The sequence below is a fragment of the Bradyrhizobium sp. SZCCT0231 genome (assembly GCF_018130245.1).
GTDB classification, from domain to species: Bacteria; Pseudomonadota; Alphaproteobacteria; order Rhizobiales; family Xanthobacteraceae; genus Bradyrhizobium; species Bradyrhizobium japonicum_F.
Genome location: NZ_JAFCKP010000001.1, coordinates 1,167,658 through 1,194,644 on the forward strand (window position 1 = coordinate 1,167,658; position 26,987 = coordinate 1,194,644).

The 26,987-nt window shown below is 65.2% G+C and carries 26 protein-coding genes; 19 read left to right on the top strand and 7 right to left on the bottom strand.

The genetic code is table 11. The features are described from left to right. Positions 1–15: 15 nt before the first annotated feature. Together JQ566_RS05275 and JQ566_RS05280 are read right to left on the bottom strand one after the other, a co-directional pair. Complete coding sequence (locus JQ566_RS05275; RefSeq protein WP_212370732.1) at positions 16–3,546, bottom strand: molybdopterin cofactor-binding domain-containing protein; 3,531 nt, start codon at positions 3,544–3,546, stop codon at positions 16–18. Next, a complete protein-coding gene (locus JQ566_RS05280) occupies positions 3,546–4,028 on the bottom strand; it encodes a (2Fe-2S)-binding protein (protein WP_212370734.1) in 483 nt (160 codons plus the stop codon). The genes JQ566_RS05275 and JQ566_RS05280 overlap by 1 nt, the downstream gene beginning before the upstream one ends. A gap of 240 nt (positions 4,029–4,268) precedes the next feature. Between JQ566_RS05280 and JQ566_RS05285 the strand changes: the two genes are divergently transcribed. The 8 genes from JQ566_RS05285 (at position 4,269) to JQ566_RS05320 (ending at position 12,502) form a co-directional block, all read left to right on the top strand. Further along, positions 4,269–5,726: a 6-hydroxynicotinate reductase gene (locus JQ566_RS05285; protein ID WP_212371504.1), complete on the top strand. Its 1,458-nt coding sequence runs from the start codon at positions 4,269–4,271 to the stop codon at positions 5,724–5,726. Beyond that, positions 5,723–6,619 carry a UPF0280 family protein gene (locus JQ566_RS05290; RefSeq protein ID WP_212370735.1) on the top strand — a complete coding sequence of 299 codons (897 nt, stop codon included), beginning with the start codon at positions 5,723–5,725 and terminating at the stop codon, positions 6,617–6,619. Before JQ566_RS05285 ends, JQ566_RS05290 begins: the two co-directional genes overlap by 4 nt. Before the next feature lie 15 nt (positions 6,620–6,634). Then, positions 6,635–7,219 (top strand): amino acid synthesis family protein, encoded by a 585-nt coding sequence (locus tag JQ566_RS05295; protein ID WP_212370736.1) that lies wholly within the window; start codon positions 6,635–6,637, stop codon positions 7,217–7,219. A gap of 33 nt (positions 7,220–7,252) precedes the next feature. Continuing rightward, on the top strand, positions 7,253–8,455 hold the full coding sequence (locus JQ566_RS05300; RefSeq protein WP_212370737.1) for an ABC transporter substrate-binding protein: 1,203 nt from the start codon (positions 7,253–7,255) through the stop codon (positions 8,453–8,455). Positions 8,456–8,630: 175 nt separating this feature from the next. After that, on the top strand, positions 8,631–10,520 hold the full coding sequence (locus JQ566_RS05305) for an ABC transporter permease (RefSeq protein ID WP_212370738.1): 1,890 nt from the start codon (positions 8,631–8,633) through the stop codon (positions 10,518–10,520). Then, complete coding sequence (locus JQ566_RS05310; RefSeq protein WP_124158685.1) at positions 10,517–11,308, top strand: ABC transporter ATP-binding protein; 792 nt, start codon at positions 10,517–10,519, stop codon at positions 11,306–11,308. Before JQ566_RS05305 ends, JQ566_RS05310 begins: the two co-directional genes overlap by 4 nt. Then, positions 11,305–12,009 (top strand): ABC transporter ATP-binding protein, encoded by a 705-nt coding sequence (locus JQ566_RS05315; protein ID WP_212370739.1) that lies wholly within the window; start codon positions 11,305–11,307, stop codon positions 12,007–12,009. Before JQ566_RS05310 ends, JQ566_RS05315 begins: the two co-directional genes overlap by 4 nt. Before the next feature lie 25 nt (positions 12,010–12,034). Beyond that, positions 12,035–12,502 (top strand): MarR family winged helix-turn-helix transcriptional regulator, encoded by a 468-nt coding sequence (locus JQ566_RS05320; RefSeq protein ID WP_212370740.1) that lies wholly within the window; start codon positions 12,035–12,037, stop codon positions 12,500–12,502. Between the two features lie 114 nt (positions 12,503–12,616). Here the strand turns inward: JQ566_RS05320 and JQ566_RS05325 are convergent, their stop codons facing one another. Beyond that, the gene (locus JQ566_RS05325) at positions 12,617–13,813 is read right to left on the bottom strand and encodes an amidohydrolase family protein (RefSeq protein ID WP_212370742.1); all 1,197 of its coding nucleotides are present in this window, start codon (positions 13,811–13,813) and stop codon (positions 12,617–12,619) included. Positions 13,814–13,969: 156 nt separating this feature from the next. Between JQ566_RS05325 and JQ566_RS05330 the strand changes: the two genes are divergently transcribed. The 5 genes from JQ566_RS05330 to JQ566_RS05350 all read left to right on the top strand — a co-directional run bounded on the left by JQ566_RS05330 (position 13,970) and on the right by JQ566_RS05350 (position 17,540). Then, positions 13,970–14,743, top strand: coding sequence for a ferredoxin--NADP reductase (locus tag JQ566_RS05330; RefSeq protein ID WP_211409261.1), 774 nt, complete (start codon positions 13,970–13,972; stop codon positions 14,741–14,743). 182 nt (positions 14,744–14,925) lie between these two features. Then, on the top strand, positions 14,926–15,252 hold the full coding sequence (locus JQ566_RS05335; protein ID WP_212370743.1) for a hypothetical protein: 327 nt from the start codon (positions 14,926–14,928) through the stop codon (positions 15,250–15,252). An 87-nt stretch (positions 15,253–15,339) separates the two neighbouring features. Further along, positions 15,340–16,611, top strand: a complete 1,272-nt coding sequence (locus JQ566_RS05340) for a cytochrome P450 (RefSeq protein ID WP_212370745.1) — start codon at positions 15,340–15,342, stop codon at positions 16,609–16,611. Between the two features lie 394 nt (positions 16,612–17,005). Continuing rightward, on the top strand, positions 17,006–17,266 hold the full coding sequence (locus tag JQ566_RS05345; protein ID WP_212370747.1) for a hypothetical protein: 261 nt from the start codon (positions 17,006–17,008) through the stop codon (positions 17,264–17,266). Between the two features lie 34 nt (positions 17,267–17,300). Beyond that, positions 17,301–17,540: a hypothetical protein gene (locus tag JQ566_RS05350; RefSeq protein WP_212370750.1), complete on the top strand. Its 240-nt coding sequence runs from the start codon at positions 17,301–17,303 to the stop codon at positions 17,538–17,540. 39 nt (positions 17,541–17,579) lie between these two features. On the opposite strand, the gene JQ566_RS05355 is transcribed toward JQ566_RS05350, so the two are convergent. Further along, positions 17,580–18,830, bottom strand: coding sequence for a DUF763 domain-containing protein (locus tag JQ566_RS05355; RefSeq protein ID WP_212370752.1), 1,251 nt, complete (start codon positions 18,828–18,830; stop codon positions 17,580–17,582). A gap of 244 nt (positions 18,831–19,074) precedes the next feature. Further along, positions 19,075–20,052, bottom strand: a complete 978-nt coding sequence (locus JQ566_RS05360) for a tripartite tricarboxylate transporter substrate binding protein (RefSeq protein ID WP_212370755.1) — start codon at positions 20,050–20,052, stop codon at positions 19,075–19,077. Between the two features lie 117 nt (positions 20,053–20,169). On the opposite strand from JQ566_RS05360, the gene JQ566_RS05365 reads away from it, so the two are divergent. The 6 genes from JQ566_RS05365 to JQ566_RS05390 all read left to right on the top strand — a co-directional run bounded on the left by JQ566_RS05365 (position 20,170) and on the right by JQ566_RS05390 (position 25,104). After that, positions 20,170–20,880, top strand: a complete 711-nt coding sequence (locus tag JQ566_RS05365; protein ID WP_212370757.1) for a TetR/AcrR family transcriptional regulator — start codon at positions 20,170–20,172, stop codon at positions 20,878–20,880. A gap of 31 nt (positions 20,881–20,911) precedes the next feature. After that, positions 20,912–21,796, top strand: a complete 885-nt coding sequence (locus JQ566_RS05370) for an amidohydrolase family protein (protein WP_212370759.1) — start codon at positions 20,912–20,914, stop codon at positions 21,794–21,796. 94 nt (positions 21,797–21,890) lie between these two features. After that, positions 21,891–22,604, top strand: coding sequence for a PIG-L deacetylase family protein (locus JQ566_RS05375; RefSeq protein ID WP_212370761.1), 714 nt, complete (start codon positions 21,891–21,893; stop codon positions 22,602–22,604). Continuing rightward, positions 22,601–23,284 carry a 4-carboxy-4-hydroxy-2-oxoadipate aldolase/oxaloacetate decarboxylase gene (locus JQ566_RS05380; protein WP_212370764.1) on the top strand — a complete coding sequence of 228 codons (684 nt, stop codon included), beginning with the start codon at positions 22,601–22,603 and terminating at the stop codon, positions 23,282–23,284. The genes JQ566_RS05375 and JQ566_RS05380 overlap by 4 nt, the downstream gene beginning before the upstream one ends. 27 nt (positions 23,285–23,311) lie before the next feature. Continuing rightward, positions 23,312–24,181, top strand: coding sequence for a substrate-binding domain-containing protein (locus tag JQ566_RS05385; RefSeq protein WP_212370768.1), 870 nt, complete (start codon positions 23,312–23,314; stop codon positions 24,179–24,181). Then, positions 24,181–25,104: a DUF1932 domain-containing protein gene (locus tag JQ566_RS05390; protein WP_212370771.1), complete on the top strand. Its 924-nt coding sequence runs from the start codon at positions 24,181–24,183 to the stop codon at positions 25,102–25,104. The genes JQ566_RS05385 and JQ566_RS05390 overlap by 1 nt, the downstream gene beginning before the upstream one ends. Here the strand turns inward: JQ566_RS05390 and JQ566_RS05395 are convergent, their stop codons facing one another. Continuing rightward, positions 25,105–25,425, bottom strand: a complete 321-nt coding sequence (locus JQ566_RS05395) for a hypothetical protein (protein ID WP_212370773.1) — start codon at positions 25,423–25,425, stop codon at positions 25,105–25,107. It lies immediately after the preceding gene. Between the two features lie 313 nt (positions 25,426–25,738). After that, complete coding sequence (locus JQ566_RS05400; RefSeq protein ID WP_212370777.1) at positions 25,739–26,980, bottom strand: amidohydrolase family protein; 1,242 nt, start codon at positions 26,978–26,980, stop codon at positions 25,739–25,741. Positions 26,981–26,987 lie beyond the last annotated feature (7 nt).

The following is a 26,987-nucleotide window of genomic DNA, read 5'->3' on the forward strand; positions in this document are numbered from 1 at the left end:
ATGACGGTCATATCGTCAGTGCGCGGCCGCCCGCACCCGCGCGATCGTCTCGCGCACGCCGGTCCATGCCGGCTTGTCCGGGGCGAACTGCTTGCGCAGGAAGCTGACGAGCTCCTCGACTTGCGCGTCGCTCATGCTGTTTCTGAACGCCGGCATGTAGCCGAGATCGCTCGACGCCGGCTCAGTGACGCCGTGCAGGATCACCTGCACGAGATTGTCGGAAGTGGCGCTGTGCAGGTTGCTGTTGAGCGCGAGCGAAGGCCTGGTGCCGAACAGCGGCAGACCGCCGATCTCGTGGCAGACGGCGCAGGCGCCCTGGTAGAGACGGGCGCCGGTGGAGGACGCGACGGTGACCTGGGTCGCGCTCTCGAGCCTGGTGGCGAGCGCATCCTGCGCCTGTCGATCGGTCGCGGTGTCGTTGAACGAGCTGAGATAGACCGCCATCGCACGGATGTCCTGATCGGGCAGAGCCTTGAGGTCCCGGACGATCGGCGCCATCGGGCCGGCGGCGACGCCGTGGTAACGCGAATGGCCGGTGCGCAAATAGGCGTAGAGCTCGTCCTCGCTCCACGGGATCGGCGCGTGCGAGAGCGAGGTCAGCGCCGGCGCTTCCCAGCCCTCGGCAAATCCGCCGGCGAGATAGGCGTTGCGCTGCTCGGCGCCGAGCGCGTTGCGCGGCGAATGGCAGGCGCTGCAATGGCCGAGGCTCTCGACGAGATAGGCGCCGCGATTCCAGGCTTCCGACTTCGCGGGATCGGGCTTGAACTCCGCCGTCCGATGGAACAGCGCATTCCAGCCCGCGAGCAGCGGGCGCAGATTGAACGGGAAGGCGAGCGTGTTGGCGGGTGTCGTCGCGCGCACCGCGGGCTGGGCCATCAGGTAGGCGTAGAGCGCCTGCATGTCGGCGTCGCTGGTCCTGGCAAAATGCGTGTAGGGGAAGGCGGGATAGAGCTGGCGCCCGTCGCGATGCAGCCCATCGCGCATCGCCCGCTCGAACGCGGGATAGGACCAGGCGCCGATACCGGTCTTGACGTCGGGTGTGATGTTGGTGCTGTGGATGATGCCGAACGGCGTTTCCAGCGCCCGCCCGCCGGCGTTGAGCGCGCCGCCAATGTTGGTGTGGCACTCCGCGCAATTGCCGAGTGCGGCAAGCTGCTCTCCGCGCGCGATCGTCGCCGCGGAATAGACCGACGCATCGGGCCGCGCGATCGGCGCAATCACACGCCCTGGCAGCAGCGCGGCGCCGATGCCGATCGCAGCGGTGCAAACGGCTGCGATTGCCGCGAAGATGCCGGCGCGCTTGGCGAACGGATTTTGCCAGATGCGAGAAGGAGGCGGGGCTGCGGGCGCGGGCAGGGCCTGTGGTGTCGCCGGTGCCTCGCCGTGTAGCCCCTTGAGGATTCGCTCAGGCGTGAACGGCGGCTCGCGGAAGCGCACGCCGGTGGCATCGAAGATTGCATTGGCAATCGCCGCCGCGCTCGGCACCGAGGCGGACTCGCCGACGCCGAGCGGCGGCTGGTCCTGACGCGGCAGCATCAGCACGTCGATCTTGGGCACGTCGGGGAAGGGCATGATCGGATAGGCGCCCCATTCGCGCGCTGCCACCGCGCCGCGCTCGAACGAGACCTCCTCCATCAGCGCGCGGCTGGTGGACTGAATGACGTTGCCGTGGATCTGGTGGCGCACGCCGTCGGGGTTGATCATCAACCCGGAATCCTGTCCCGCCACGACGCGCGTCACGCTGACGTCGCCGGTCGTCTTGTTCACCGCGACGTCGGCGACCCAGGCCGACCATGCCGCGCCATAGCCGGGAAACTTGCTGTGGACATAGAGCGCATAGGCAAAGCCGCGCCCGTGCACGACCTCGCCGTCTTTCTCCTCGCGGGTCCGTCGTGGCGTCCAGCCCGCACGCTCGGCCACCGCATTGACCAGATCGACCGCGCGCTGGTCTTTCAAGTAGCGAAGGCGATATTCGATGGGATCGACGCCGGCTTCGGTTGCAGCCTCGTCGATATAGGATTCATGCGCAAAGGTGTTCGGCAGCGCCGAGACGCCGCGGAACCAGGAGGCGCGCACGATCGGCGCCATGTCGTGGGCGACGACGCGCATGTTGTCGTAATCGTAGGGCGGGATCGCAGTGCGGTCGCCCATCTGGAGCACCGCGGGATCGGGCGAGATGCGGCCGGTCAGCAGCAACGCCAGCGTCGGTGCCGCATTCGAAGGATAGCGCGTGGCAAGATCGTAAGCAGCGATGCCGCCGTCAGCGTCGAGGCCGCCATTGACGTCGATGAGCTGCGCGGTGCCTTTGGGCTCCCAGGCATGCTCCTGCTCGCGCGTCAATTGCACGCGCACGGGCCGGCCGACGGCGCGTGACAGCAGCAGGGCATCGGCGGTGACGTCGTCGGCGCAGTTGCGGCCGTAGCAGCCGGCGGCCTCCAGCCGGATCACCTCGATCTCGCTCTCGGGGCGCTCGATCAGCAGCGCCAGATCGCTGCGCAGTACATGCGGATTCTGCGTGCCAGACCAGACACGGATATTGCCGTCCTGGAAATCGGCGACCGCGCAGGACGGGCCGATCGAGGCGTGCATCTGATACGGCCAGACGTAGGTGCGCTGCATCGGCTTGGCCGCGCCCGATATCGCCTTGTCGACCTCGCCCTTGTCGATCAGCGTGCGCGGGGTCGAGGGATTGGCGCGCAGGGCAGTCTCGACATCGGCGAGATCGGTCAGGGTGGGCGTCGGCTTCCAGCTCAGCTCGAGCTGTTCGGCGGCGCGGATAGCATTCTCCTCGTGTTCGGCAACGATGCCGACGAAATCGCCGATGCGCACCACGGCCACGAGGCCGGGGATGTCGCGCACCGAGGATTCGTCCACCGCAATGAGGCTGGTGCCGACGAACGGCCCGGCATCGACGCCGGCATAGGGCGGGCGCACCACGCGGCCGTGCAGCATGCCAGGCAGGCGGATGTCGTGCACGAAGGTCAGCTCGCCCGTGGCCTTGGCCGGCAGGTCGACACGCGGGACGGAGTGGCCGACGATCGCGTAATCGCCGACGGGCTTCACAGTGACGTCGTCTTCGAGCTCGAGCCGGATTTCTTCGCCGCCGATCAGCTCGCCATAGCTGACGCTGCGGTTGTCGTGGCCGCGCACGAGGCCGTCCTCGATCTTGAGATCGGCGGCCGGCAGCTCCAGACGTTCGGCCGCGCGTGCGATCAAGAAGTGCCTCGCCTGCGCCGCGGCCTTGCGCAGGGGAACGGCGGTGATCTGGATGGTTTCGCTCGCGATCGTCGCGCCCTGGTTCGGCACAACGGCCGTGTCGCCGAGCACGACCACGACGCGCGCAAAGGAGACGTCGAGCTCTTCGGCGACGATCTGGCCAAGAGCGGTTCGAATGCCGGTGCCGAGATCGACATGGCCGTTATAGGCCGTGACCGCGCCGTCCGCGGTGATGCGGACGAAGGTCTCGGATGTGACCTCGTCCACGCTGCGGGCGACGATGAGCGAACCGGACGGCCGCTCAGCTCGGTTCGAAACAGGGGAGGCCATCAATCTGCGGCCTCGGTGAGCTGGCCCGATGCGCGCATGACCGCGCGCAGGATCTCGACATGCGTGCCGCAGCGGCAAAGATTGTAGCGCAGCGCCGCCAGCGCCTCCTGCTCGGTCGGCCGCGGATTGATCGCGAGCAGCGCCTTGGTGGTCATGATCATGCCGTTGAGACAGTAGCCGCATTGCGCGGCCTGCTCGTCGATGAAAGCCTGCTGCACCACATCGGGCGTGTCGCGGGTGCCGAGGCCTTCGAGCGTCACGATGTCGCGGCCGGCGCAGCCGCTCACGGGAATCACGCAGGAGCGCGCCGCCGCGCCGTCGATCAGGACAGTACAGGTGCCGCATTCGCCGAGGCCGCAACCATATTTTGGGCCGTTGAGCGCGAGCTCGTTGCGCAACACATAGAGCAGCGGCGTCTGGCGCTCCGCCGTGACTTCGTGGATCCTGCCGTTCACGGTGAGGCGGATCGGTGTCTTCGTCATCCTCGTTCCCAAGCGCGCGTAACTCTACCGTGGCGAACGATACCGTTTGTACACAAACGTGCAAGCCGTGCATCCCGCACTGCAGCGTGGTTGCCTTCTTTGTGGACAGAGCCGGTAGGCAAATGAGGTTTTATGCGGCAGCCGCATCTTTTGCGTTGCACCGCCGCTTGACAGCGCCAGGGGACCGCGCGCAACATTGTTCGTGTACGAATGATAACCGCAGTGGCCGCCGGCTCCGACATGGTGACTGAAACGACGAGCGCCGTCATCGACAAGATCCGCTGCGATGCTTGTCCGGTGATGTGCTACATCAAGCCGGGCGCGGCGGGCGCCTGCGACCGCTACGCCAATCACGACGGCAAGCTGGTCCGCGTCGATCCCCACGTCATCCTGGAGCGCACCGTCTCGCATGGCGGCAAGCTCGTTCCGTTCAGCCGCACTGAGGACTGGGACGGCAAGATCGTCCACGAACCCTCGACCTTCGTCACCGCGATCGGCGCGGGCACGACCTATCCCGACTACAAGCCCGCTCCGTTCATCGTTTCCGCGGAGGTCGACGGCGTCGACATGGTGACCGTGGTCACCGAGGGCATCTTCTCCTATTGCGGCATCAAGGTGAAGATCGACACCGACCGCTATCTCGGCCCGGAAACCGCGACCGTCCGCGCGCAAGGCGAGGCGGTCGGCCACGTCACCACCAGCGAATACGGCTCGCAGATGTTGTCGCTCGGCGGCGTGCATCACCTGACCGGCGGCTCCAAGAAGGAGGGCCGCGTCACCTGCGACACGCTGATGGATCTCGCCAATTGCAAGGCGGTGGAGCTCACCATTGACGGCGGCGCCACGGTGGTCGTGCAGGCAGGCCAGCCGCCGATCGTCAATGGCATGAAAGAAGAGCGCATGCGCGTCGGCTGCGGCTCGGCGACGATCGGCATGTTCGCCAAGCAGTGGCACGGCAAGGTCGACGAGGTCGTCGTCGTCGACGACCACATCACCGGCGTGCTCTCGGAGCATCAGGCCGGTAAGCTGCTCGACATCGCCGACACCGGCATCAAGATGAAGGGCCGCCGCTCGACGCCCGGCCGCTATTTTCAGGTCGCCGATCCCGGCACGGGCTGGGGTGGCACCAACATCTCCGATCCCTTGTCGATCCTCGGCCCGTTCGATCCCAAGGAAGCAAAGCCCGGGCTGACCATGCTGATGGTCTCCACGACCGGGGAGCATTCGTCCTATTACGTGCTCGACGAGGCCTTGAAGCCGATCGAGACCGAGATGCCGGCTGACTTGAAGTTCTCGGTCGAGCGTATCCAGGAAAATTGCGAGCCCGCGCTGTGCACCGTGCTGTTCATGGCCGGCGCCGGCGGCTCGCTGCGGGCAGGGGTCACCGACAATCCGGTGCGGCTGACGCGTTCGGTGAAGGATGCGCTGACGCGCGTCACCAGCGGCGGCGCGCCGGTTTATGTCTGGCCGGGCGGCGGCATCACCTACATGGTCGATGTGACGCAGATGCCTTCAGGCGCGTTCGGCTATGTGCCGACACCGGCCCTGGTCGCGCCGATCGAGTTCACCATGAAGCTGTCCGACTATGCCGCGCTCGGCGGGCACATGGATTACGTGAAGCCGCTCGCGGAGGTGCAGAACGGCGATGATGTCCGCCAGCTGCCCTGGCACAACCCGATTCCGGGGCGCCGGACATGATGAGGCGCCCGCAAATCGCATTGCTGTCTGATGGCCGGCGGCTGCATTTGCAGGATGGACCGATTGATCTGATTGTCGAGGCGAGGGGGCGCGCGGACGCAGTGCGGGCGGCCTATGACGCCGCGGCGCAGCGGTTCACCGGACTGCTCGACGAACTCTGTGCGGAATTGCCGGGGCTGCGTGCGCCGGCCGAGGAGAAAACCTCGCTGAAGGGCGTTGTCGCCCGTCGTATGCACGCTGCTGTCGCGCCCTATGCCGTCGCTTGCTTCATCACGCCGATGGCCGCGGTGGCCGGCAGCGTGGCGGAAGAGATCCTCGGGGCGATGATGGTCGCCGCGACGCTCGATCGGGCCTACGTCAATAACGGGGGCGACATCGCGCTGCATCTCGGCAAGGGCGAGCATTTTGCCGTCGGTCTGATGGACCGGCCGGACCGCGACGGCGTGATGCGGACCATGAGGGTCGATGCGAACGATCCCGTCCGCGGGATTGCGACCAGCGGCCGGCACGGCCGCAGCTTCTCGCTCGGGATCGCCGATGCTGTGACTGTGCTGGCGGCAACCGCTTCGCAGGCCGATGCGGCCGCGACAGTGATTGCCAATGCCGTCGATCTGCCCGGGCATCCTGCGATCAGCCGAAAGCCTGCGAACGAGCTTCAGCCCGACAGCGATCTGGGCGCGCGCCTCGTCACCCGCGATGTCGGCGCATTGTCTCACAATGAAATCGCAGCTGCGCTGGAATCTGGCGCGGATTGTGCACGGCAATTGTTCGATCGCGGACTGATCGAAGGTGCCATGCTGCGGCTTTGTGGTGATATGCTTGTCATCGGAACAAAGGATATAGAAGAGCAACGATCGCGCCCGCTTGTGCTGGAGAACGCGGCCTGTGCCTGAAGAGGGAAGCGAAACATGAGCGCGATCATCCGCAAGATCGTCACCGTCGTCGAAGAGACGCAGACGGAGATGGGCCGCCAGGTCTCGCCGCCGACCCGGCGTGCGGCTGCGATTGCCGTCATCGAGAATCCCTTTGCCGGAAAATATGTCGAGGATCTTTCGCCGCTGATCGCGATCGGCGAGGAGCTCGGCGAGCTCTTGTCGAAGCGCGCGGTGGCCGCGCTCGGCATCGATGGCGCCAAGGCGCAGAGCTACGGCAAGGCCGCGGCCGTCGGCGAGAACGGCGAGCTGGAGCATGCGGCCGCCATCCTTCACCCCAAGATGGGTGCGCCGGTGCGTAAAGTTCTGGGCAAGGGCGCGGCGCTGATCCCGTCGTCGAAGAAGCGCAGCGGGCCCGGCACGACGCTCGACATTCCGCTCGGGCACAAGGATGCTGCCTTCGTGCGCAGCCACTTCGACGGCATGGAAGTGCAGATCAACGACGCGCCGCGCGCCAACGAGATCATGGTCGCGGTCGCCGTCACCGACAGCGGCCGTCCGCTGCCGCGCGTCGGCGGGCTGACGGTCGCGGAGATCAAGGGCGAAGACGGTCTGAGATAGAAGACGCAAGCGAGTTTCAAACTGGAGGTTGGGATGCGAGCAAGAAATTACTTCGTCGGCGCGGCCTTCGCGCTTCTGGCGGGCGGCATGGCTCATTCGGCCGTGGCGCAGGACATCAAGATCGGCGAGATCAACAGCTATTCGCTGCTGCCGGCATTCACCGAGCCCTATCGCAAGGGCTGGCAGCTTGCGGTCGAGGAGATCAACGCGGCCGGAGGCATCAACGGCAAGAAGCTCGTCGTCATCTCCAAGGATGACGGCGGCAAGCCGGCCGATGCGCAGACCGCGGCCAACGAGCTCGTCTCGAGCGAGGGCGTCGCGATGCTCGCCGGCACGTTCCTGTCGAACATTGGTCTTGCGGTCTCGGACTTCGCCAACCAGAAAAAGGTGTTCTTCCTCGCGGCCGAGCCGCTCACGGACGCCATCACCTGGTCCAAGGGCAACAAGTACACCTTCCGCCTGCGTCCCTCGAACTACATGCAGGCGGCGATGCTGGTGGAGGCTGCCAGCAAGCTGCCGGCGAAACGCTGGGCGACGATCGCGCCGAACTACGAGTACGGCCAGTCGGCGGTTGCGGTGTTCAAGAAGCTGATGTCGGAGAAGCGCCCGGACATCCAGTGGGTCGACGAGCAGTGGCCGCCGCAGGGCAAGATCGACGCGGGTCCCGTGGTGCAGGCGGTTGCCGCCGCCAACCCAGAGGCGATCCTCAACGTCACCTTCGGTGCCGACCTCGTCAAGCTCGTGCGCGAAGGCAACACCCGCGGCCTGTTCAAGGGGCGCGAGGTTGTCTCCTTCCTGACCGGCGAGCCCGAATATCTCGACCCGCTCAAGGACGAGACGCCGGAGGGCTGGATCGTCACCGGCTATCCCTGGTACTCGATCAAGACGCCCGAGCATGACGCGTTCCTGAAAGCGTACCAGGCCAAGTACAACGACTATCCGCGTCTCGGCTCGATCGTCGGCTACCAGACCATCAAGTCGGCCGCCGCCATTCTCGCCAAGGCCGGCTCGACCGACCCGGAGAAGCTGATCGCCGCAGCGGAAGGCCTGTCGATGGGCTCGCCGTTCGGCGAGATCACCTTCCGCAAGATCGACCATCAGTCGACGCTCGGCGCCTTTGTCGGCAAGACCGTGCTGAAGGACGGCAAGGGCGTGATGGTGGACTCGTCCTACAAGAAGGGCGCGGACTACCTGCCCAGCGATGCCGAAGTCGCGAAGCTGCGCCCGAAGGATTGATCTCCGCTGCCGTAGGGTGGGGTAGCCCTGCGGACCGCGCGTAGCGCAGGCCGCTTGGCGTAACCCACCACTTTCGGTGCCACACGAGAAAAGATGGTGGGTTACGCCGAGCAGATGCGCTCTGCGCATCTGCAGGGCTAACCCACCCTACGATTTCAACCAACCCGGACCGAAGATGGCCTTTTACGTCGTACAGTTTCTGACCGGTCTCGCCAGCGCCGCGTCGCTGTTCCTGGTGGCGTCGGGCCTGTCGATCATCTTCGGCGTGACGCGGATCGTGAATTTCGCCCACGGCGCCTTCTACATGATCGGCGCCTACATCGCCTTCACGCTGACCGAGCGCCTTTCCGGCGCGTTCGGCTTCTGGGGCAGCATCGTGCTGGCGGCGCTCGCCGTGGCGCTGATCGGCGTCATCGTCGAGATGGTGCTGCTCCGCCGCATCTATCATGCGCCGGAACTGTTCCAGCTGCTCGCAACCTTCGGCCTGACCCTGATGGTCGAGGATCTCGTGGTGCTGATCTGGGGGCCAGACGACCTCGTCGGCCGCCGTGCGCCGGGGTTCAAGGGCGCCATCGACTTCTTCGGCCAGAACATCCCGAGCTATGATCTGTTCCTGATCGTGCTCGGCCCAGTCGTGCTCGGCATTCTCTGGCTGCTGTTCCAGCGCACGCGCTGGGGTGTGCTGGTGCGCGCGGCGACGCAGGACCGCGACATGGTTGCAGCGCTCGGCGTCAATCAGAAATGGCTGTTCACGTCAGTATTTGCGGTCGGCGTCTTCCTCGCCGCGCTCGGCGGCGCGCTCCAGATCCCGCGCGACGCCGTGCACCACGCCATGGATCTGCGCATCATCGTCGAGGTGTTCGTTGTTGTCGTGATCGGCGGCCTCGGCAGCATCGTCGGGGCGTTCGTCGCCGCCGTGCTGGTCTCCGAGCTCAACGCCTTCGGCATCCTGATCTTTCCGAAGATCTCCATCATCCTGGTCTTCCTGGTGATGGCGGTGGTGCTGATCGTGCGTCCCTGGGGCCTGTTCGGCAAGCCGGAGGCGGCTGCGCGCAAGACGCCTGGTCTCACCGTCAATCCCTGGCGGCCGCTGACGTCGAACGAGCGGCTGGCCTCGCTGGCAGCGCTCGTCATCGCGGCGACGCTGCCGCTGTTCGCAGGCAACTACGCGCTGACCGTCGGCTCGGAGATCGCGATCTTCGTGATCTTCGCCGTCTCCTTGCACTTCTTGATGTCGGTGGGCGGGCTCGCGTCTTTCGGCCACGCCGCCTATTTCGGGCTCGGTGCCTATGGCATCGCCTTCCTCGCCAAGATGGCGGGGCTGCCGATGATCGTCTGTCTGCTGCTCGGCCCGCTGCTCGGCTGCTTGGGCGCCGCGGTGTTCGGCTTCTTCGCGGTGCAGCTCTCCGGCGTCTATTTCGCGATGCTGACGCTCGCCTTCGCGCAGATCGTGTGGTCGATCGCGTTCCAGTGGGTGAGCGTGACGGGCGGCGACAACGGCATTCTGGGCCTCTGGCCGTCGAGCTGGGCGGCGAGCCCGTCGCATTTCTACTGGCTGGCGCTCGGTGTCGCAGCGCTGGTGACCGTGGCGCTGCGGGCCATGGTGTTCTCGCCGTTCGGTTACGCGCTCCGTGCCACGCGCGACTCGCTTCTGCGCAGCGAGGCGATCGGCATCGATGCCAAGCGCATTCAGTGGACCGCCTTCGTCATCGCAGGCACGACCGCCGGCATTGGCGGCGCGTTGTTCGCCTACCTCAAGGGCAGCGTGTTCCCCGACAATCTCGGTATCTCGCTGTCGGTCGACGCGCTGGTCATGGTGCTGCTCGGCGGCGTCGAGACGGTGTCGGGCGCGGTGATCGGCGCCATCGTCTACAAGGCTTTGAACATCTGGCTGGTGAGCCAGACCGACCTGTCGAAGCTCGTGCTCGGCGGTTTCATCATGCTGATCGTCGTCGTCTTCCCCAAGGGTATCGTCGGCATGCTGGAGATGCTGGCGCAGCGCCGCAGGAAGTCATCGCCGCCGGGATCTCCCTTGCTTGCCAAGCCGATCGAGTCCGCCGAATGAGCGCCATACCCCCACTTCTCGCGGTCGAAGGCCTGACCAAATCCTATGGCGGCATCCATGCCGTGCGCGGCGTCTCGTTCTCGCTGCGGGCCGGCGAAATCCTGGCGCTGATCGGCCCCAACGGGGCAGGCAAGAGCACCTGCTTCGACATGCTCAACGGCCAGAACAAGCCGGATTCCGGCCATGTCCGCCTGCTCGGCGAAGAGATCACAGGCAGGAAGCCGCGTGAGGTCTGGCGGCTCGGCGTCGGACGCACGTTCCAGATCACCGCGACCTTCGCCACCATGACCGTGCGTGAGAACGTCCAGGTCGCGCTGATTTCGCATGAGAAGCAGCTCTACAACCTCTGGGGCTCGGCGCCGAAGTTCGACCGCGGCGAAGCCGGCCGCCTGCTCGAGCTGGTCGGCATGGGCGGCTACGCGGACCGTCCCTGCGGCGAGCTCGCCTATGGCGATCTCAAGCGGCTCGAACTTGCGGTCGCGCTCGCCAACCAGCCGAAGCTGCTGTTGATGGACGAGCCGACTGCCGGCATGGCGCCGCGCGAGCGCGTCGATCTGATGCGGCTGACCGCGAGCATCGCGCGCGAAAAATCCATCGGCGTGCTCTTCACCGAGCACGACATGGATGTGGTGTTCGAGCATGCCGACCGCATCATCGTGCTCAATCGCGGGACGTTGATCGCCGAAGGTTCGCCGGCGGAGGTGCGCGGCAATCCGCAGGTGCAGGCGGTCTATCTCGGCGAGGGCCTCGTCTACGATGCCCGCCACCGCGAGGGAACATCGGCATGAAGCTCACGGTGCAAGACCTCAACAGCCATTATGGCCCGGCGCATATCCTGTTCGACATTGGGTTCGAGGTCGGTGAGGGCGAAGTGCTGGCGCTGCTGGGCCGTAATGGCGCCGGCAAGTCGACGACGTTCCGCTCGATCGTCGGCCTCGTCGCGCAGCGCTCCGGCCGGATCATGTTCGAGGGCAAGGACGTCTCGGCGAAGCCGACACACGAGATCGTGCGCGAGGGCCTCGGTTACGTGCCGGAGGAGCGGCGCATCTTCACCGACCTGACGGTGGAGGAAAACCTCGAAGTCGGCCGTCAACCCAAGCGTCCGAATGCGCCGCACTGGACGCGCGAAAAACTGTTCGCGCTGTTTCCAAATCTGGGCGAGATGAAGAACCGTCCCGGCGGCCGCATGAGCGGCGGCGAGCAGCAGATGCTCACCATCGCGCGCACGCTGATGGGCAATCCCTCGCTGGTGCTGCTCGACGAGCCCTCGGAAGGCCTGTCGCCGAAGATCGTGGAGCAGATGGTCGATGCCATCCTGACCATGAAGAAGGAGGGCGTCAGCATCGTCGTTTCCGAGCAGAATCTGCATTTCGCGCGGTTGATCTCCGACCGCGCCTACATCATCGAGCGCGGCCGCATCTGTTTCGGCGGCACCATGGCCGAGCTCGACGCGCGTCCGGACATCCGCGACGCGCATCTGTCGTTGTGACGGCAAGGGGAAGGGCGGGGGACGGATGGCGAGAAGCGTCGCGGCGAAGAAGAGCGTCAAACCGGCCAAAGCGCTCAACAAGCCGCCTTATGTGCTCGACGAGCAGGTCGGCTTCATTCTGCGCCAGGTCTGGCAGCGTCACAGCTCGATCTTCACCCGCGACATCGGCACCAATTTGACGCCGACGCAATGGGCGGCGCTGTCGAAGCTGGCCGAGACCGGACCGTGCTCGCAGAATCAGCTCGGGCGGCTGACGGCGATGGACGTCGCGACCATCAAGGGCGTGATCGATCGCCTGACCGCGCGCGGCCTGACCGAGACCAGCCAGGATCCCGATGACGGACGGCGACTCCTTGTCAGCTTGACGCGCGCGGGTCTGCAGCTTGCGGAGAAGTTGGCGCCCAATGCGCTTGCGATCACGCGCGAGACGCTGGCCCCGCTCGAGCCTAAGGAGCGCGAGCTGCTGATGGCGCTGTTGAACAAGCTGCGGTGATGTTGGTCTCGTAGGGTGGGCAAAGGCGCTCTTGCGCCGTGCCCACCACCTTTATCGCTTTGGCAGACGTGGGCACGCTTCGCTTTGCCCACCCTACGGCACCATTTTCCTGGCTTACTTCGCCACGATTTCCGGCACCTTCCCCGCCGGGGGCGTATTGCGGCTCCGTTGCGTCCGCACGATGCCGTCAATGATGGTCATGCCGATGCCGGGGAGGTCGCCGAGCTGGACGCTCTCCAGGATGTTCTTGCCCGGCGAGTGCTGGGCTTTGTCCATGATGACGAAGTCGGCGGAGCGGCCGACCTCGATCAGGCCGCAGTCGAGCTGCCGCATCCGCGCGGTGTTGCCGGTAGCAAGGCAGAACGCGAGCTCGGCCGGCAGGTCGCCGAGCGAGGACAGCATCGAGACCATGCGCAGAATGCCGAGCGGTTGCACGCCGGAGCCGGCGGGCGCATCGGTGCCGAGGATGACGCGGTGCAGGTCGCCCATCTCGCGCGCGGTGCGCAGCGTGAACAGCGCCGAGCGCTCATTGCCGTTGTGCACGAGCTCGAGGCCGCGCTTGCAGCCCTCGCAGATGCAGCGGATCTGGTCGTCGGGCAGGGCAGTGTGGCCGCCATTGATGTGGCCGACGACGTCGGTGTCGGCCTCCAGCACCACGTCCTTGTCGATCAGGCCGGAGCCGGGGATCGAGGGGCCGCCGGTGTGGATGGTGCTCTGGATGCCGTATTTGCGGGCCCAGCCGACCATTTTTCGCGCGGTCGGGCCGTCTTTCACGCCGCCCAAGCCGACTTCGCCGAGCAGCTTGACGCCGTTGGCGGCCATTTCCTTGAAGTCTTCTTCCACCATCTCGCATTCGATCACGGGCGCGCCGGCGTGAACCTTCACGCCGCCGGGACGCAAGGTCCAGAACGCGCGCTGGGCGAACACGGCCATGGCCTTGAGGCCGACGACGTCGCGGGGCCGGCCGGGCATGTGCACTTCGCCGGCGGAGATCATGGTGGTGACGCCGCCATGGAGGTAGCTGTCGATCCAGTTGATCTGGTTCTGGCGCGGCGTCCAGTCGCCGGCGACCGGGTGGACGTGGCTGTCGATCAGGCCCGGCGCCACCGTGGTGCCGTTGGCATCGACGATGGTGGTGGCGCCTTCGATGTCGACGTCCTTGAAGCGGCCGATCGCGGTGATCTTGCCGTTCTCGGCGACGATGGTGTCGCCGTCCAGGATCGGCTTTTCCAAAGCGCCGGACAGGATCAGGCCGATATTGCGGATCACGAGCTTCGAGGGTCCGGTGGCCTGGGGTGCGTCATGCGCCATGGAAGGGCTCCTTATTCCTAACTGCAACGCTTCCGATCTTGGGCAGCCTTGACCGCGGGATCAAGCCGGATTATTCATTAGTATACGAATGATCGTGTACAAACGACGCATAGCTGACCGCCTCGGAACCGCACAGAAGCGAAACGGAAGGGTGAGATGAGCAATTTCAATCAGGAAAGCGTTTTGAGCGTCCACCATTGGACCGACACGCTGTTCTCCTTCAAGACCACCCGCAGCCCGACCTTCCGCTTCCGCAACGGCGAATTCACCATGATCGGCCTCAAGGTCGGCGAGAAGCCGCTGCTGCGGGCCTACAGCGTCGCCAGTGCCAATTACGAGGACACGCTGGAGTTCTTCTCGATCAAGGTGCCGGACGGTCCGCTGACCTCGCGCCTCCAGCATCTGAAGGAAGGCGACGAGATCATCGTCAGCCGCAAGGCGACCGGCACGCTGGTGATCGACAATCTGGAGGAGGGGCGCAACCTCTACCTCATCGGCACCGGCACCGGACTTGCGCCGTTCCTGAGCGTGATCAAGGACCCCGAAACCTATGAGCGGTTCGAGAAGGTGGTGCTGCTGCACGGCTGCCGCCACGTCAAGGAGCTCGCCTATGGCGAGATGATCACCGAGCATCTGCCGAAGGACGAACTGCTCGGCGAGTACATCCGCAACCAGCTGATCTACTACCCGACCGTGACCCGCGATCCCTTCCGCAACCGAGGCCGCATCACCGACCTCATCACCTCGGGCAAGCTGTTCACCGATATCGGTCTGCCGGTGCTGGAGGCTGCCCACGACCGCGTCATGATCTGCGGCAGCCCGGCGCTGGTGGCGGATACCCGCGTGCTGCTCGGCGAGCGCGGCTTCGTCGAGGGCAATCACGGCGAGCCGGCCCAGTTCGTGGTCGAAAAGGCCTTTGCCGAGCGCTGAAGCGTTTTCGAGCATACCGGTTCGCGCAAAGAAAACGCGTCGAAATAGGAATCCAGAGCCCGTTCCGGGGCTCCGGGCACGAAATTTCTGCGCGAGAAGATCGTATTTTCGCCACCGCCGGGGCGTTGCGGCGCCGATTCGCCGCACGATACTATGTGGGACCGAATCAGCGGAGTTCCCACATGGTTGCGGACAGCGACAGCAACATCGCCTGGCACCGGGTTCAGTTGAAGAAGAACCGCGCCGAGTTGAAGGCGCTGGAGACCGCACGCTTCACGATGGGCGAGATCGCCACCTCGAAGCGGAACGGCCAGACGCAGAAGACGATCGCGGAACTCAAGCGCAAGATCGCGCAGTCCGAGCGCGCCATCGCCGATCACGACAAGCGCACGCGCCGACCGCTTGGCACCGACCTGCAAAGCCTCAGCAATGGCAGCTGGAGCCATTGGGACTCCTATACCAACCAGCAGCAGCGCAAGGGTGGCCAGCGGTCGCCCGGACGCGGATAGGCTCTCTGGTCCTTCTGCCGGTTCCGGCTCTTGCGCACCGTTGCGCGCACACCATCTGGTTGAGGCGCCAACCACAACGGTGATCCCATGACAGCGCGCCTCGATTTCACCAGCGAGGCCTTCTTCCGCGATCCGCCCAAGGCGATCACGGCATTGCGCGCATCCGGCCCGGTGGTCGCGACGCGCTTTCCCCTGGTCGGCGATGTCTGGATCACCACGACCCACGACGCCACCGCAGAGGTCCTGAAGGACGGCGCGACCTTCACGTTGCGCAAGGAGGATGGCGACGTCGCGGGTTTGAGCTGGTGGATGCGGAGGTCCGTCAGGACTATCGCCAACAACATGCTGACGATGGACGAGCCGGATCACACGCGGCTGCGCAGCATCGTGGACGAAGCGTTTCGCCGCCGCGCGATCGTCGCGATGGAGCCTCGCATCCGTGCCATCGCCGACGGTCTGGCCGACGAGCTGTTCGCGAAGGAATGCCCGGCCGATCTCGTCCAGCGCTATGCGCGAATCCTGCCGCTCGCGGTGATCTCGGAGCTGCTGGGCCTGCCGCTGGCCGATCGTCCAAAGTTCATCGCCTGGGCCAACGCGATGTCATCGCTGACGAATGTCCTCAGCTTCTTCCGCTTGCTGTTCGCGGTCCGCAAGATGCGCGCCTACCTCGAGCAGCAGTTGCAGATCGCGCGCGTGCAGGGCGGCGAGGGCCTGATTGCCGAGCTGATCCAGGTCGAGCGCGAAGGCGGCCAGATCACGCCAGATGAAATGGTTTCGATGGTGTTTCTGTTGCTCGGGGCGGGATCGGAGACCACCACGCATCTCATCAGCGGGTCCGTCTACGAGCTGCTCAGGAATTCCGGGCTGCGCGACTGGCTGGAACAGGACTGGAGCCGCGTCGGGCTTGCGGTCGAGGAGTTCCTGCGCTTCGTCTCGCCGGTGCAATTCTCCAAGCCGCGCTATGTGCGGCGCGATGTCGAAGTCGAAGGCGTGCGCTTGAAGAAGGGCGACCGCGTCATGGTGATGCTCGCCGCTGCGAACATGGATCCGGCGATGCATGATCGTCCCGAGAGCCTCGATCTCGAACGTAAGCCGAACCGCCATATCTCGTTCGGCACGGGAATCCACTTCTGCCTCGGCCATCAGCTCGCGCGCATCGAGGCGGCCTGCGCGCTGGAAGCGCTGTTCGTCCGTTGGCCGCGGCTTGGTCTCGCGGTCGATCCATCGCAGGTTCACTGGCGCAAGCGGCCGGGCCTTCGCGCGATCGAGAAATTGCCCGTCACGGCGGACTCCAGCGGAACACAGGGGACTGCTGCGGCACGAGCGATGGTTGATCGATCTCTCGCTCAGGCAGACTGACGTTTCCTGTTCTTCGGAAAACCATCGCTCCACGTGATCAGTCAGGAACAATACGCGGCGACGGCAGTTGTCTCCAAGGCCTCGCGGCGGTGAAGTTCGGCACGAGTTCCCATGCCGCCCGCACCGCAAGCTTCCACAGCGTTCCAGGAGGCAGAATCATGACCAGCAGGATGCCACCTGTTCCGCCGGACAATCAGAGCCGGAGGGGAACTGGCGAGAGCAAACAAATGTCGTCCGCCCAGACCTCGCACGGTCAACAACGCGCACAAAATCCGGACCGGCAGGGCCAGCAAGGCAACATCAGGCAGAACACGATCAATTTGGGATACCAGCAAGATCGCGGCAGCTCCCATCGCCCCCATCGCAGAGGCGGGTGACATCGGGAGATCCAGAAATGCAAGGCAGAAAAACCCATGAACAGCAGCTGCGCATACTCGAGCGCAAGCCTGACGTACCTGACGGACGCGAGCTCGATCAGGTCTCCGGTCATCCGCAAGACAGGACCGTTCATCGCGCGAAGGCGGAGGCGCGACAGAGCGAGTTTCCGGTGAGCCGGGGTGGACTAAACCAGGAGAGCGACCACAACAAGCACAACAATCCCGGCCAGAGCGGCCACAAGCCGCCAAAACCGTCAGCACAACAGCAGAAGCACTAAAGCTTCGGGGGGCGATCATTTGAAGGAGAGATCGATGCCAGGCGGGAATGGCAGCAAGACGCACTTCAGATCCGGCATGCATGGAAAGGGCGATGGTACCGGCGCGTTCGCCGAGGTGCCCAAGGACAAGATCGGCGATAACATGGTCCTGTCCAACCGCGACAAGGCCCAACACTCGGACATCCGCGGCATGGATGGCAAGTTCATCCAGACCGAGCAGTACCAGGATCATGCCGCCAATCGGCTCGGGGATGAGGATACGAGCGAAAGCTGAGGAGAAGGTCTTTTCCCCCGCCAACTTGCGGACCGGCGTTCAGCCGGTCCGCTTTTTTGTGGGCGCAAGCTCGCGCTCCCAGCCGAACACCGAGCGGCCACCGAGATCCGGTGAGGCCGCACGCTCACCGGCGATGAAAGCCGCAACCGAGGGGCCCTGTGCGGTCCGCTCCAGCCGCCGCGCCTGGTCGTCGAGGCGCTTGATCGCCTGCATCTCCTCCTCGCGTCCGAGCTTCGCGTTCTGGATCGCGCCCTTCAGCACCCGGATGGTCTCGTCATAGACCTTGATCGGAACGGGGTAGGGATGCCGGTCCTTGCCGCCATGGGCGAGCGAGAAGCGCGCGGGGTCGGTGAAGCGATAGGGCGCGCCGTGCACGACCTCCGCGACCATCGCGAGCGAGCGCACGGTGCGTGCGCCGACGCCCGGCGTCAGCAGCAGTTCCGGAAAATCGACCGGGCCACGCTCGGCTGCGGCGGCGAGCGTACCGTGCAGGCGGCGCGCGAACACGTCCTTGGGACGGACGTCGTGATGTGCGGGCATGATCAGATGCGGAAGCGTGCCTTGTGCCGGCGTGGACTCGGTCCCCATGAGCCGTTCGAACTCGGAGATGATGCGATCCGGGCCGAGATCGGAGAGCAGCTCGACCTGCGCCGTCCGAGACATATCGGCGCGATGATCGGTGAGATTGACGATCTCCCCCTGCTGCGGTCCGTCGATCGCGCTGTGCGGCGTATCGACAAAGCTCTTCAGCGCCTCGGAATGCCAGTGATAGCGTCGCGCCTGCCGCTTGTCGCCGTTCATGCCCTGCTGCACCACCGTCCATTTGCCGTCGGCGGTCACGAAGAAGCCGTGCAGGTAAAGGTCAAAGCCGTCTTGGACCGCGGCGCTGTCGACCTTGGCCACCAGACGGCTGGCACGGGTCAGTTTGATGCCGTCGAATCCGACGCGGTCGCCGAGCTGCATCAACTCGTCCGGCGTCTTGCGTGAATGCTGACCCCGGCCGCCGCAGACATAAATCCCGAGCTCGTCCTGAAGCGGTCCGAGCCCGCGCTTCAGGGCGCCGATCACGGAGGTGGTGATGCCGGAAGAGTGCCAGTCCATGCCCATCACGGCGCCAAACGACTGGAACCAGAATGGATGCGACAGGCGCTGAAGGAATGCATCGCGGCCATAATGATGCACGATCGCTTGGGTGACGATCGCGCCGAGCGAAGCCATACGGCTCGCAAGCCACGGCGGGACCCGCCCGGTGTGGAGAGGAAGATCGGCGCTGCCGGTACGTCGAGTCATGGGTGGCGCAAGCTAGCGCAGTTCGGCCACGGTTGCACCAGTGGAACGCTGCATTGCACGTGATGGGGGAGCGGCGCGGCCGGGAGGCAATATGGCGTCAGCCTGCTCGCCTCCGCGGCCGGTATCATCGTCGGTCTCGCGGCGCGGCCGTTGCTGAGCAATCTGATCGCGGGTCTGCCAGCCCGGGCCTTGTTGCGGACCGAGCCGTGCTACTCGCGCGTTGCTTTATTTGCGCCGCAGGGCCTCACTGCGCGCGGATGTTGGCGGCCTTCAGCACCGGCTCCCATTTGACCGCCTCGGCGCGCACATAGGCGTCGAAATCCTTGGGCGATGAGCCGACCGGGGTGGCGCCGATCTTGCCGAGCGTCGACAGCACGCCGGGGTCTTGCAGCGCGGCCTTGAGATCGGTCTCGAGCTTCGCGACGATCTCTGGTGGCATTCTTGCAGGCCCTAGAACGCCCCACCAGACCGAGACGTCGTAGCCGGGCACGCCGGCCTCGGCGATGGTCGGCACATCCGGCAGCGCCTTGGAGCGCTCGGCGGAGGTCACCGCGAGCGCGCGCACCGGGCCGCCTTCGAGCTGGCCGATCGCTTCCGCGAGCGGGTTGATGCTGAGCGGGATCTCGCCGGCGATCACGGCCGTCAGCGCCGGTGCGCCGCCCTTGTAGGGGATCGCAACGATCTTGGTGCCGGACATGTACTTCAGCAGCTCGCCCGCGAGATGCGCCGAGGTGCCGTTGCCGGACATGCCGTAGGAGAGCTTGTCCGGCTCCTTCTTGGCGGCGGCGAGGAGATCGCCGAGTGTCTTGTACGGGCTGTCCTTTGCGACCACGATCGCGAGCGGCGAGGACGCGACTTCCGTGATCGCGGTGAAATCTCTGAACGTGTCGTAGGGCACGCTCGGATAGATGAACTGGTTGAGCGGATGACCGCTCGCGACCAGGATCAGGGTGTAGCCGTCGGGCGCGGCTTGCGTCAGTGCCTGCGAGGCGACGATGCCGCCCGCACCGGGACGGTTGTCGATCACGGGCTGCTGCCCCCAGGTCTTGGCCAGCGCCTGGGCAAGCGTGCGCGCGAGCACGTCGACCGCGCCGCCGGCCGCGTAAGGCACCAGGATGTGGACCGGCTTGCTCGGATAATTTTCCGCCTGCGCGGCGCTCCCCGCCAGCAGCAGGCCGGCACCCAGCATCAAGCCGCCGATCTTCTTGTTCAAACCCAACATATTTCCCAGCACTCCTTAAGGGCATTTACGCGCCTGCCGGCGGTCTCCGAGCCAGCCCGACGCCGCTCATGGTTTTTGTTGACGAGACCTGATCTTTTGTACGATAGTACAAATCACATGGTACGCAAGTCCACCAGCAAGGAAACGGCCCGCAAGCCGAACATGCGCGAGGCGATCCTCGCCGCGGCCGAGGAGCTGTTCGCCACCAACGGCTTCAATGCCGTGTCGGTGCGCGACATCGCGCATGCTGCCGGGGCCAATCCGGGCAGCGTCACCTATCATTTCAAGACCAAGGACGGCCTGCTGCTCGAGATCTACCGGCGCCATTGCGGGCCGATGAACCTGCGCCGTTCCGAGCTGCTCGCCGCCGCCAGGCGCGTGCGCGATCTTCAGGACCGGCTGGAGGCGATCGTGCGGGCCTATGTGGTGCCGGCCTTCACCTCGGGCAGCGATCTTGCCGGTGGTGGCGCGCGCTTCACGCGGCTGCGCGCGGTGATGTCCGCGGAAGGCAACGAGGTCGCGCGAAAGATCATCGCGCAGACCTTCGACGACACCAGCCATGCCTTCATCGACGCGATCCACGAGAGCCTGCCGCACATTCCGCGCACCGACATCGTCTGGCGCAGCCATTTCCTGCTCGGCGCACTCTATTATTCGCTGGTGACGCCGGAGCGCGTCTCGCGCCTGTCACGCGGCGAGGTCGACGGCAGCGATGCCGCGGGCGCGATCGAGCAATTGGTGCGGGCCACCGTCGCCGCATTCCAGGCGCCGGCACTGGACCAGGCCGAGCCGGCGCGGCGCCGGCCGGTCGTCAGCAGCAAGACTTGAAACAAGCGGTCTCGCCTCGTCGGTTCTCCTGATGACAATGATGTACACGCCGACCATTCCGCCGCCCGACCCGAACACGCGCACGCCAAAGTTCAAGCTGCCGAAACTGTCCTGCGACGCGCATTGCCACATCTTCGGGCCCGGCGCGAAATATCCTTACGCGCCGGATCGCTCCTACACGCCGCCGGATGCGCCGCTGGAGGATTTTCGCGCGCTGCATGCCAAGCTCGGCATAGAGCGCGCCGTCATCGTCAATGCCAGCGTGCACGGCACCGACAACACCGTGGCGCTCGAAGCCATTGCGCAAAGTAACGGCGCCTACCGGGCGGTCGCCAATATCGACGACACGATCACCGAACGCGGGCTTCGCGTGCTGCACGAGGGCGGCTTCCGCGGCTGCCGCTTCAATTTCGTGCACCATCTCGGCGGTGTTCCCGACAAGCGCGTGTTCGACCGCATCATCGCGATGGTCACGCCGCTCGGCTGGCACATCGATCTGCATTTCGATGCGATCGACCTGCCTGAATATGCCGACATGCTGACAAAGCTGCCGCTGAGCTACACCATCGACCATATGGGCCGGGTGAAGGCGGCGGAAGGGCTCGATCAATTGCCGTTCAGAATCCTGATCGGGTTGATGCAGCGCGATGAGAAGTGCTGGGTCAAGATCTGCGGCTCGGAGCGGGTGTCCTCGGCCGGTCCGCCGTTCATCGATGCGGTGCCGTTCGCGCGAAAGATCGTCGAGACCGCGCCGGATCGCGTCATCTGGGGCACGGACTGGCCGCATCCCAACGTCAAGACGATGCCGAACGATGGCGACCTCGTCGACCTGATTCCGTTGTTCGCGCCGGAGCCGGAGCTCCAGCATAAGATCCTCGTCGACAATCCCGCGCGCCTGTTCGAGTTCGAGGCATGACGACGTTTGCGCGATCGACACGCTACGCGGAAATGCGTTGCCTGGCGCCGCAGGGGGAACGCCGGCCAACGCCTGCGAACGAAAGGAGTGACCCATGAAGACAGGTCTCGTGATCACGGCCCATCCCGGCGATTTCGTCTGGCGCGCGGGCGGCGCCATCGCGTTGCATGCGAAGAAGGGCTATCGGATGAAGATCGTCTGCCTGTCCTTCGGCGAGCGCGGCGAGAGCCAGTTCGCCTGGAAGGAGAAGGGCGCGACGCTGGAATCGGTCAAGGCCGGCCGCAAGGACGAAGCGGAGCGGGCGGCCAAGCTGCTTGGCGCCGAGATCGAGTTCTTCGACTGCGGCGACTATCCGCTGAAGCTGACGGAAGCGCATTTCGACCGCATGGTCGACATCTACCGCGAGCTCAATCCGAGCTTCGTGCTGACGCACGCGCTGGAAGACCCCTATAATTTCGATCATCCGAACGCGGCGCATTTCGCCCAGGAGACGCGTGTGGTCGCGCAGGCCATGGGCCACAAGCCCGGTGCGCAGTACAAATATTCGGCGCCGCCGGTGTTCCTGTTCGAGCCGCACCAGCCCGAGCAGTGCAACTACAAGCCGGACACGATCCTCAAGATCGACGAGGTCTGGAAGGAGAAATATGAGGCCTTCCAGATCCTCGCCGCGCAAAAACATCTCTGGGGCTATTACGAGCGCGTCGCGCTCAACCGCGGCATCCAGGGCAGCCGCAACACCGGCGTGCCCATGACCTATGGCGAGGCCTATCAGCGCCTGTTTCCGACCGTGGCGGAGGAGCTCGCATGAGGCCGGTCGTCGTTCGCAACATCAAGCGTGCCGATCCCGCCGGAATGGCGGAGTACGGCGTCTCGACCGTGCACGAGGCCTTTGGCCGCATCGGCCTGATGAAGCCTTACTTGCGTCCGATCTGGCCGGGTGCGTCGATCGCCGGCCCCGCCGTCACCGTGCTGGCGCAGCCCGGCGACAACTGGATGATCCATGTCGCCGTCGAGCAGTGCAGGAAGGGCGACATTCTCGTCGTCGGCTGCACCACCGACAATACCGACGGCATGTTCGGCGAATTGCTCGCGACCTCGCTTCAGGCACGCGGCGTGCAGGGGCTGATCATCGACGCCGGCTGCCGCGACGTCAAAGCGCTGCACGAGATGAATTTTCCGGTGTGGTCGCGCGCCGTCTCGGCCAAGGGCACGGTCAAGGCGACGCCCGGCTCGGTCAACGTCCCCGTGGTGTGCGCCGGCGTCAACGTCGATCCCGGCGACATCGTCGTGGCCGATGACGATGGCGTTGTGGTGGTACCGAAGCGCTATGCGGCCGAAGTCGCCGAAAAGGCGAAGAAGCGCAGCGCGGATGAAGGCGGCAAGCGCACGCGGCTGGCCTCGGGCGAGCTCGGCCTCGACATGTACAACATGCGCGAGGCCTTGGCGAAAGCGGGGCTCGTCTATGTCGACAATCCCGAGGACATCTGAGCGGAATAAGACAAGCGGAGCCGGCGGATGGATCGTCTCAAGCTGAAGGCCGTGTTCGGCAGCCACCCTCACGTCAAGGCGGTGAAGAGCGGCGAACTCCGCTCCGATCTCTTTGATTTGGACTTCATCGAGTACACGCCGACCAACACGGCGTTCAAGCCGATGGTGCGCGAGCAGGCCTTCGACGTCTGCGAGATGGCGATCGTCACCTATCTGATGGCGAAGGCGCATGGCAAGCCGCTGGTGCTGCTGCCGGCGACCATGCTCGGCCGCTTCCAACATTCTTACGCGCTCTATAATCCCGCGCAGGGAACGCTCGGACCGTCCGATCTCGAAGGCAAGCGCGTCGGCATCCGCTCCTTCACGACCACGACGGGCGCCTGGATCAGGGGCATCCTCGCCAACGATTACGGCGTCAATCTCGACAAGATTCGCTGGGTCACCTTCGAGGATCCGCATGTCGCCGAATATGTCGACACCACCGAGCGCGCGCCGAAGGACAAGAGGATCTTGCAGATGCTGCTCGAAGCCGAGCTCGATGCCGTTCTTGGTGAGACCTCCAACGATCCCAAGCTGAAGCCGCTGTTTCCTGATCCGGCCGCAGAGGCCGCCAAATGGTATGCGCAGCGCGGCGTCGTGCCGGTCAATCATCTCGTGGTCGTGACCGAGCAACTCGCGAAATCGCGCCCCGACGTGGTTGCGGACGTCTATGATCTGCTCAAGCGGAACAAGGAGCAGATGGGCCCCGCGGCAAATCCTGACCTCGTTCCGTTCGGGATCGAGGCCAACAGAAAACCGCTCGAGCTGATCATCGACTACGCATTCCAGCAGGCGCTGATCCCGCGCCGCTATGCGGTCGAGGAGCTCTTCGACGAGACGACACGAGGACTGAACTGATGGCAGGTGATCCCAGGCGCTGGCAGATCGGGCTCGTCGGTTATGGCGAGGTCGGCCGGATTCTGGCCGAGGATTTGCGCCATCAGGACATCAAGGTCTCAGCCTACGACATCAAGCTCGGTGGCGAGCTGGGCGCTGCCTTGAAGGCGCATGCCGCGAAATTCGGCGTGACGCTCGCTGCCTCTCATGCCGAGCTGACCGCGAAATCCGATTTCATCATCTCCGCGGTCACGGCGAGCCAGGCCGTTCCGGTGGCAAAGGCCTGCGCGGCGGCGATCAATCAGGGCAGCTGGTTTCTCGATTTCAACTCGGCCTCTCCCGGTGCCAAGCAGCGCGCCGCGGCACTGATCGACGGTGCGGCCGGGCGCTATGTCGAGGGTGCGGTCATGACCTCGGTGCCGCCTTATCGCATCAAGGTGCCGCTCTTGCTCGGCGGACCCGGCGCGAGAGAGCTCGAGCCGCTTCTGAACGCGATCGGTTTCGCGGCCAAGGTTGCCAGTGACGAGCTCGGCGTGTCCTCGGCCGTAAAAATGTGCCGCAGCATCATGATCAAGGGCCTCGAGGCCATGGTCATCGAGAGTTTTACGACTGCGCGCGCCTATGGTGTCGAAGATGCCGTGCTGGCCTCGCTCGCCGAAACGTTCCCCGCCATCGATTGGGAGAAGCAGGGCGCCTATTTCTTCCAGCGCGTGATCGAGCACGGCCGCCGCCGGGCCGAGGAGGTGCGCGAGGTCGCCGAGACCGTGCGCGAGGCGGGGCTGATGCCGTGGTCGGCGCAGGGCACGGCCGAGCGGCAGGCCTGGGTGGCGGATCTCGCCGATGAGGGGGTGTTCGGCGCCAGGGGCACCAAGGAATTCGCTCGTAGCGCCGACTGGCGGACCGAGGCGGACCGGATCCTCGCCAGGATCAATCGCACGAAATAGTCAGCTCAGGACCGCATCGTGAGCCTGAAAGCTCACGACCTGGTCGCGCGCGCGTTCGATCAGGTCGATCAGATTTCTGGATTTGCGGACGAGCTGTTCCGTGACGGGCTGTGTGCGGAATTCTGCCAGCACCGCGCGAACGCATTTGCTGGCGGCATCGAGCGTCCAGAGCGTACGGTTCACGTCGGCCTGCGTCCGGATCGCCGAGATATCGAGACCCGAGAGAACGTGGCCGATCCCGTCGAGTCGCTTCACCGCCGTATCGGTAGGCGTGCGGGCCGGGACGGAATCATGAACGATGCTGCTGAATGCGCTGAACATACCCCTACTTCCCCCACTGAACGCATATGGTCAGTGCAGGTCGTAGTTACGGTCGGCGTGGGCGGCCTCGCAATGCGTTAGGCTACGGTCCGGGATTCTACCGAACCCCGATGGGCTCGAACCGGCGGTAAAATCGAACTGAGGCGCGGCACTGCGTCCGGGACACATGATCCTCGTGTCCCGGACCAGGCGCGGCACGAAGTGACGCACCGCCGAGCCGGGACCCAGCTCTTCTCGAATTGAGTTCGCAACATGGGCCCCGGCTCTGCAGCGCATCACTGCTGGACGGCCGAGATATCGAGCGGAATCGCTCTCAGCTCTTCGGGCTGAACAGGGTGGGGCGCTGCCGCGCAAATGTCTGCCGGCCGCCCTTGAAGCCCATCAGGACATCGGGCAGCTCGCCGATCGCGAAGCGGCCGTCCTTTGTATCGAGCACGATGAGATCGGCGGGATTGCCGACCTTGATGCCGTAATCGCCGAGGTTCATCAGCCGGGCCGGCAGCTCGGTCACGAGATCGAGGCAGGTGTCGAAATCGCTCACCGAGGCGTGCGCGACATTGGCGTAGAAATTCGCCATCCGCAGCAGCGAGGCGTCGCCGAACGGCGTGAAGGGATTGAGCACGTTGTTGGTCGCGATCGAGCACACGACGCCGTCGCCCGCGAGCTTGTGCGCAAGTGTCAGCCCGCGTGGCGCGTTGCAGGGAGCCTCGCGCCCCATCAGATAGAGATCGGTCGCGGGTAGCACGGTGACGGCAACGCCGGCTTTTGCCAGCTGCGCGGTGGCAGCTTTCATACGCTCCGGCGGCAGTGCGGAGAGTTTTGTGGCATGGCCGACCGCCACTCGTCTTTGATAGTTGCGCCGCTCGGTCTGGCGGCAGACCTCGTCGAGATGCCACCAGGAGGGGTCGAGATCGAAATCGAGATGGAGGTCGACGTCGACGTCGAATTCCTCGGCGAGATCGAAGATGCGCGCGAGATGCGCATTCGGGTCGGCGTCCATGTAGGGACAGCCGCCGATGACCTCGCCGCCGTCGCGGAGCGCCTGGATCAGCAGCACCTCGGCTCCGGGATCGTTGGTCAGGCCTTCCTGCGGAAAGACACAGAGCTCCAGATCGATCGCCCAGGCGTAGTCGCGCTGGAGCGCCTTCACCGCCTCGAAGCCGCGCAAGCCGATGCGCGGGTCGATCTCGACATGCGTGCGCATGCGCGTCGTGCCGTGCACGATGGCGCGTTCGAGCACCTTTGCGCCGCGCGCGTAGACGTCCTCGACCGTGAAATCCTTCTTCATCCCGGCAACGGCGTGGATCGCTTCCGAGAGGCTGCCGTGATCGTGCCCGCAGCGGCCGAGCAGGCAGGCCTTGTCGAGATGAATGTGGGTGTCGACGAAGCCGGGCAGGGTGAGATGCCCACCGAGGTCGACCTCGACCGTTTCGCACCCAAGCTTTGGCCCGATCGCGGCAATGCGGCCGCTCTTCACGCCGATATCGACGGGTGCGGCGGATGAGCGCAACAGCGCGTTGCGGAAGATCAGGTCGAGGGCGGCTTGGGCGGTCATGGCGTCG

Coding starts and splice junctions, on each gene's coding strand:
- JQ566_RS05375 (WP_212370761.1), top strand. CDS start 21,891: ATGAAGACAGGTCTCGTGATCACGGCCCATCCCGGCGATTTCGTCTGG.
- JQ566_RS05295 (WP_212370736.1), top strand. CDS start 6,635: ATGAGCGCGATCATCCGCAAGATCGTCACCGTCGTCGAAGAGACGCAG.
- JQ566_RS05335 (WP_212370743.1), top strand. CDS start 14,926: ATGGTTGCGGACAGCGACAGCAACATCGCCTGGCACCGGGTTCAGTTG.
- JQ566_RS05275 (WP_212370732.1), bottom strand. CDS start 3,546: ATGGCCTCCCCTGTTTCGAACCGAGCTGAGCGGCCGTCCGGTTCGCTC.
- JQ566_RS05280 (WP_212370734.1), bottom strand. CDS start 4,028: ATGACGAAGACACCGATCCGCCTCACCGTGAACGGCAGGATCCACGAA.
- JQ566_RS05315 (WP_212370739.1), top strand. CDS start 11,305: ATGAAGCTCACGGTGCAAGACCTCAACAGCCATTATGGCCCGGCGCAT.
- JQ566_RS05365 (WP_212370757.1), top strand. CDS start 20,170: ATGGTACGCAAGTCCACCAGCAAGGAAACGGCCCGCAAGCCGAACATG.
- JQ566_RS05290 (WP_212370735.1), top strand. CDS start 5,723: ATGATGAGGCGCCCGCAAATCGCATTGCTGTCTGATGGCCGGCGGCTG.
- JQ566_RS05310 (WP_124158685.1), top strand. CDS start 10,517: ATGAGCGCCATACCCCCACTTCTCGCGGTCGAAGGCCTGACCAAATCC.
- JQ566_RS05320 (WP_212370740.1), top strand. CDS start 12,035: ATGGCGAGAAGCGTCGCGGCGAAGAAGAGCGTCAAACCGGCCAAAGCG.
- JQ566_RS05380 (WP_212370764.1), top strand. CDS start 22,601: ATGAGGCCGGTCGTCGTTCGCAACATCAAGCGTGCCGATCCCGCCGGA.
- JQ566_RS05390 (WP_212370771.1), top strand. CDS start 24,181: ATGGCAGGTGATCCCAGGCGCTGGCAGATCGGGCTCGTCGGTTATGGC.
- JQ566_RS05395 (WP_212370773.1), bottom strand. CDS start 25,425: ATGTTCAGCGCATTCAGCAGCATCGTTCATGATTCCGTCCCGGCCCGC.
- JQ566_RS05350 (WP_212370750.1), top strand. CDS start 17,301: ATGCCAGGCGGGAATGGCAGCAAGACGCACTTCAGATCCGGCATGCAT.
- JQ566_RS05400 (WP_212370777.1), bottom strand. CDS start 26,980: ATGACCGCCCAAGCCGCCCTCGACCTGATCTTCCGCAACGCGCTGTTG.
- JQ566_RS05370 (WP_212370759.1), top strand. CDS start 20,912: ATGACAATGATGTACACGCCGACCATTCCGCCGCCCGACCCGAACACG.
- JQ566_RS05325 (WP_212370742.1), bottom strand. CDS start 13,813: ATGGCGCATGACGCACCCCAGGCCACCGGACCCTCGAAGCTCGTGATC.
- JQ566_RS05300 (WP_212370737.1), top strand. CDS start 7,253: ATGCGAGCAAGAAATTACTTCGTCGGCGCGGCCTTCGCGCTTCTGGCG.
- JQ566_RS05340 (WP_212370745.1), top strand. CDS start 15,340: ATGACAGCGCGCCTCGATTTCACCAGCGAGGCCTTCTTCCGCGATCCG.
- JQ566_RS05305 (WP_212370738.1), top strand. CDS start 8,631: ATGGCCTTTTACGTCGTACAGTTTCTGACCGGTCTCGCCAGCGCCGCG.
- JQ566_RS05385 (WP_212370768.1), top strand. CDS start 23,312: ATGGATCGTCTCAAGCTGAAGGCCGTGTTCGGCAGCCACCCTCACGTC.
- JQ566_RS05360 (WP_212370755.1), bottom strand. CDS start 20,052: ATGTTGGGTTTGAACAAGAAGATCGGCGGCTTGATGCTGGGTGCCGGC.
- JQ566_RS05355 (WP_212370752.1), bottom strand. CDS start 18,830: ATGACTCGACGTACCGGCAGCGCCGATCTTCCTCTCCACACCGGGCGG.
- JQ566_RS05285 (WP_212371504.1), top strand. CDS start 4,269: ATGGTGACTGAAACGACGAGCGCCGTCATCGACAAGATCCGCTGCGAT.
- JQ566_RS05330 (WP_211409261.1), top strand. CDS start 13,970: ATGAGCAATTTCAATCAGGAAAGCGTTTTGAGCGTCCACCATTGGACC.
- JQ566_RS05345 (WP_212370747.1), top strand. CDS start 17,006: ATGCAAGGCAGAAAAACCCATGAACAGCAGCTGCGCATACTCGAGCGC.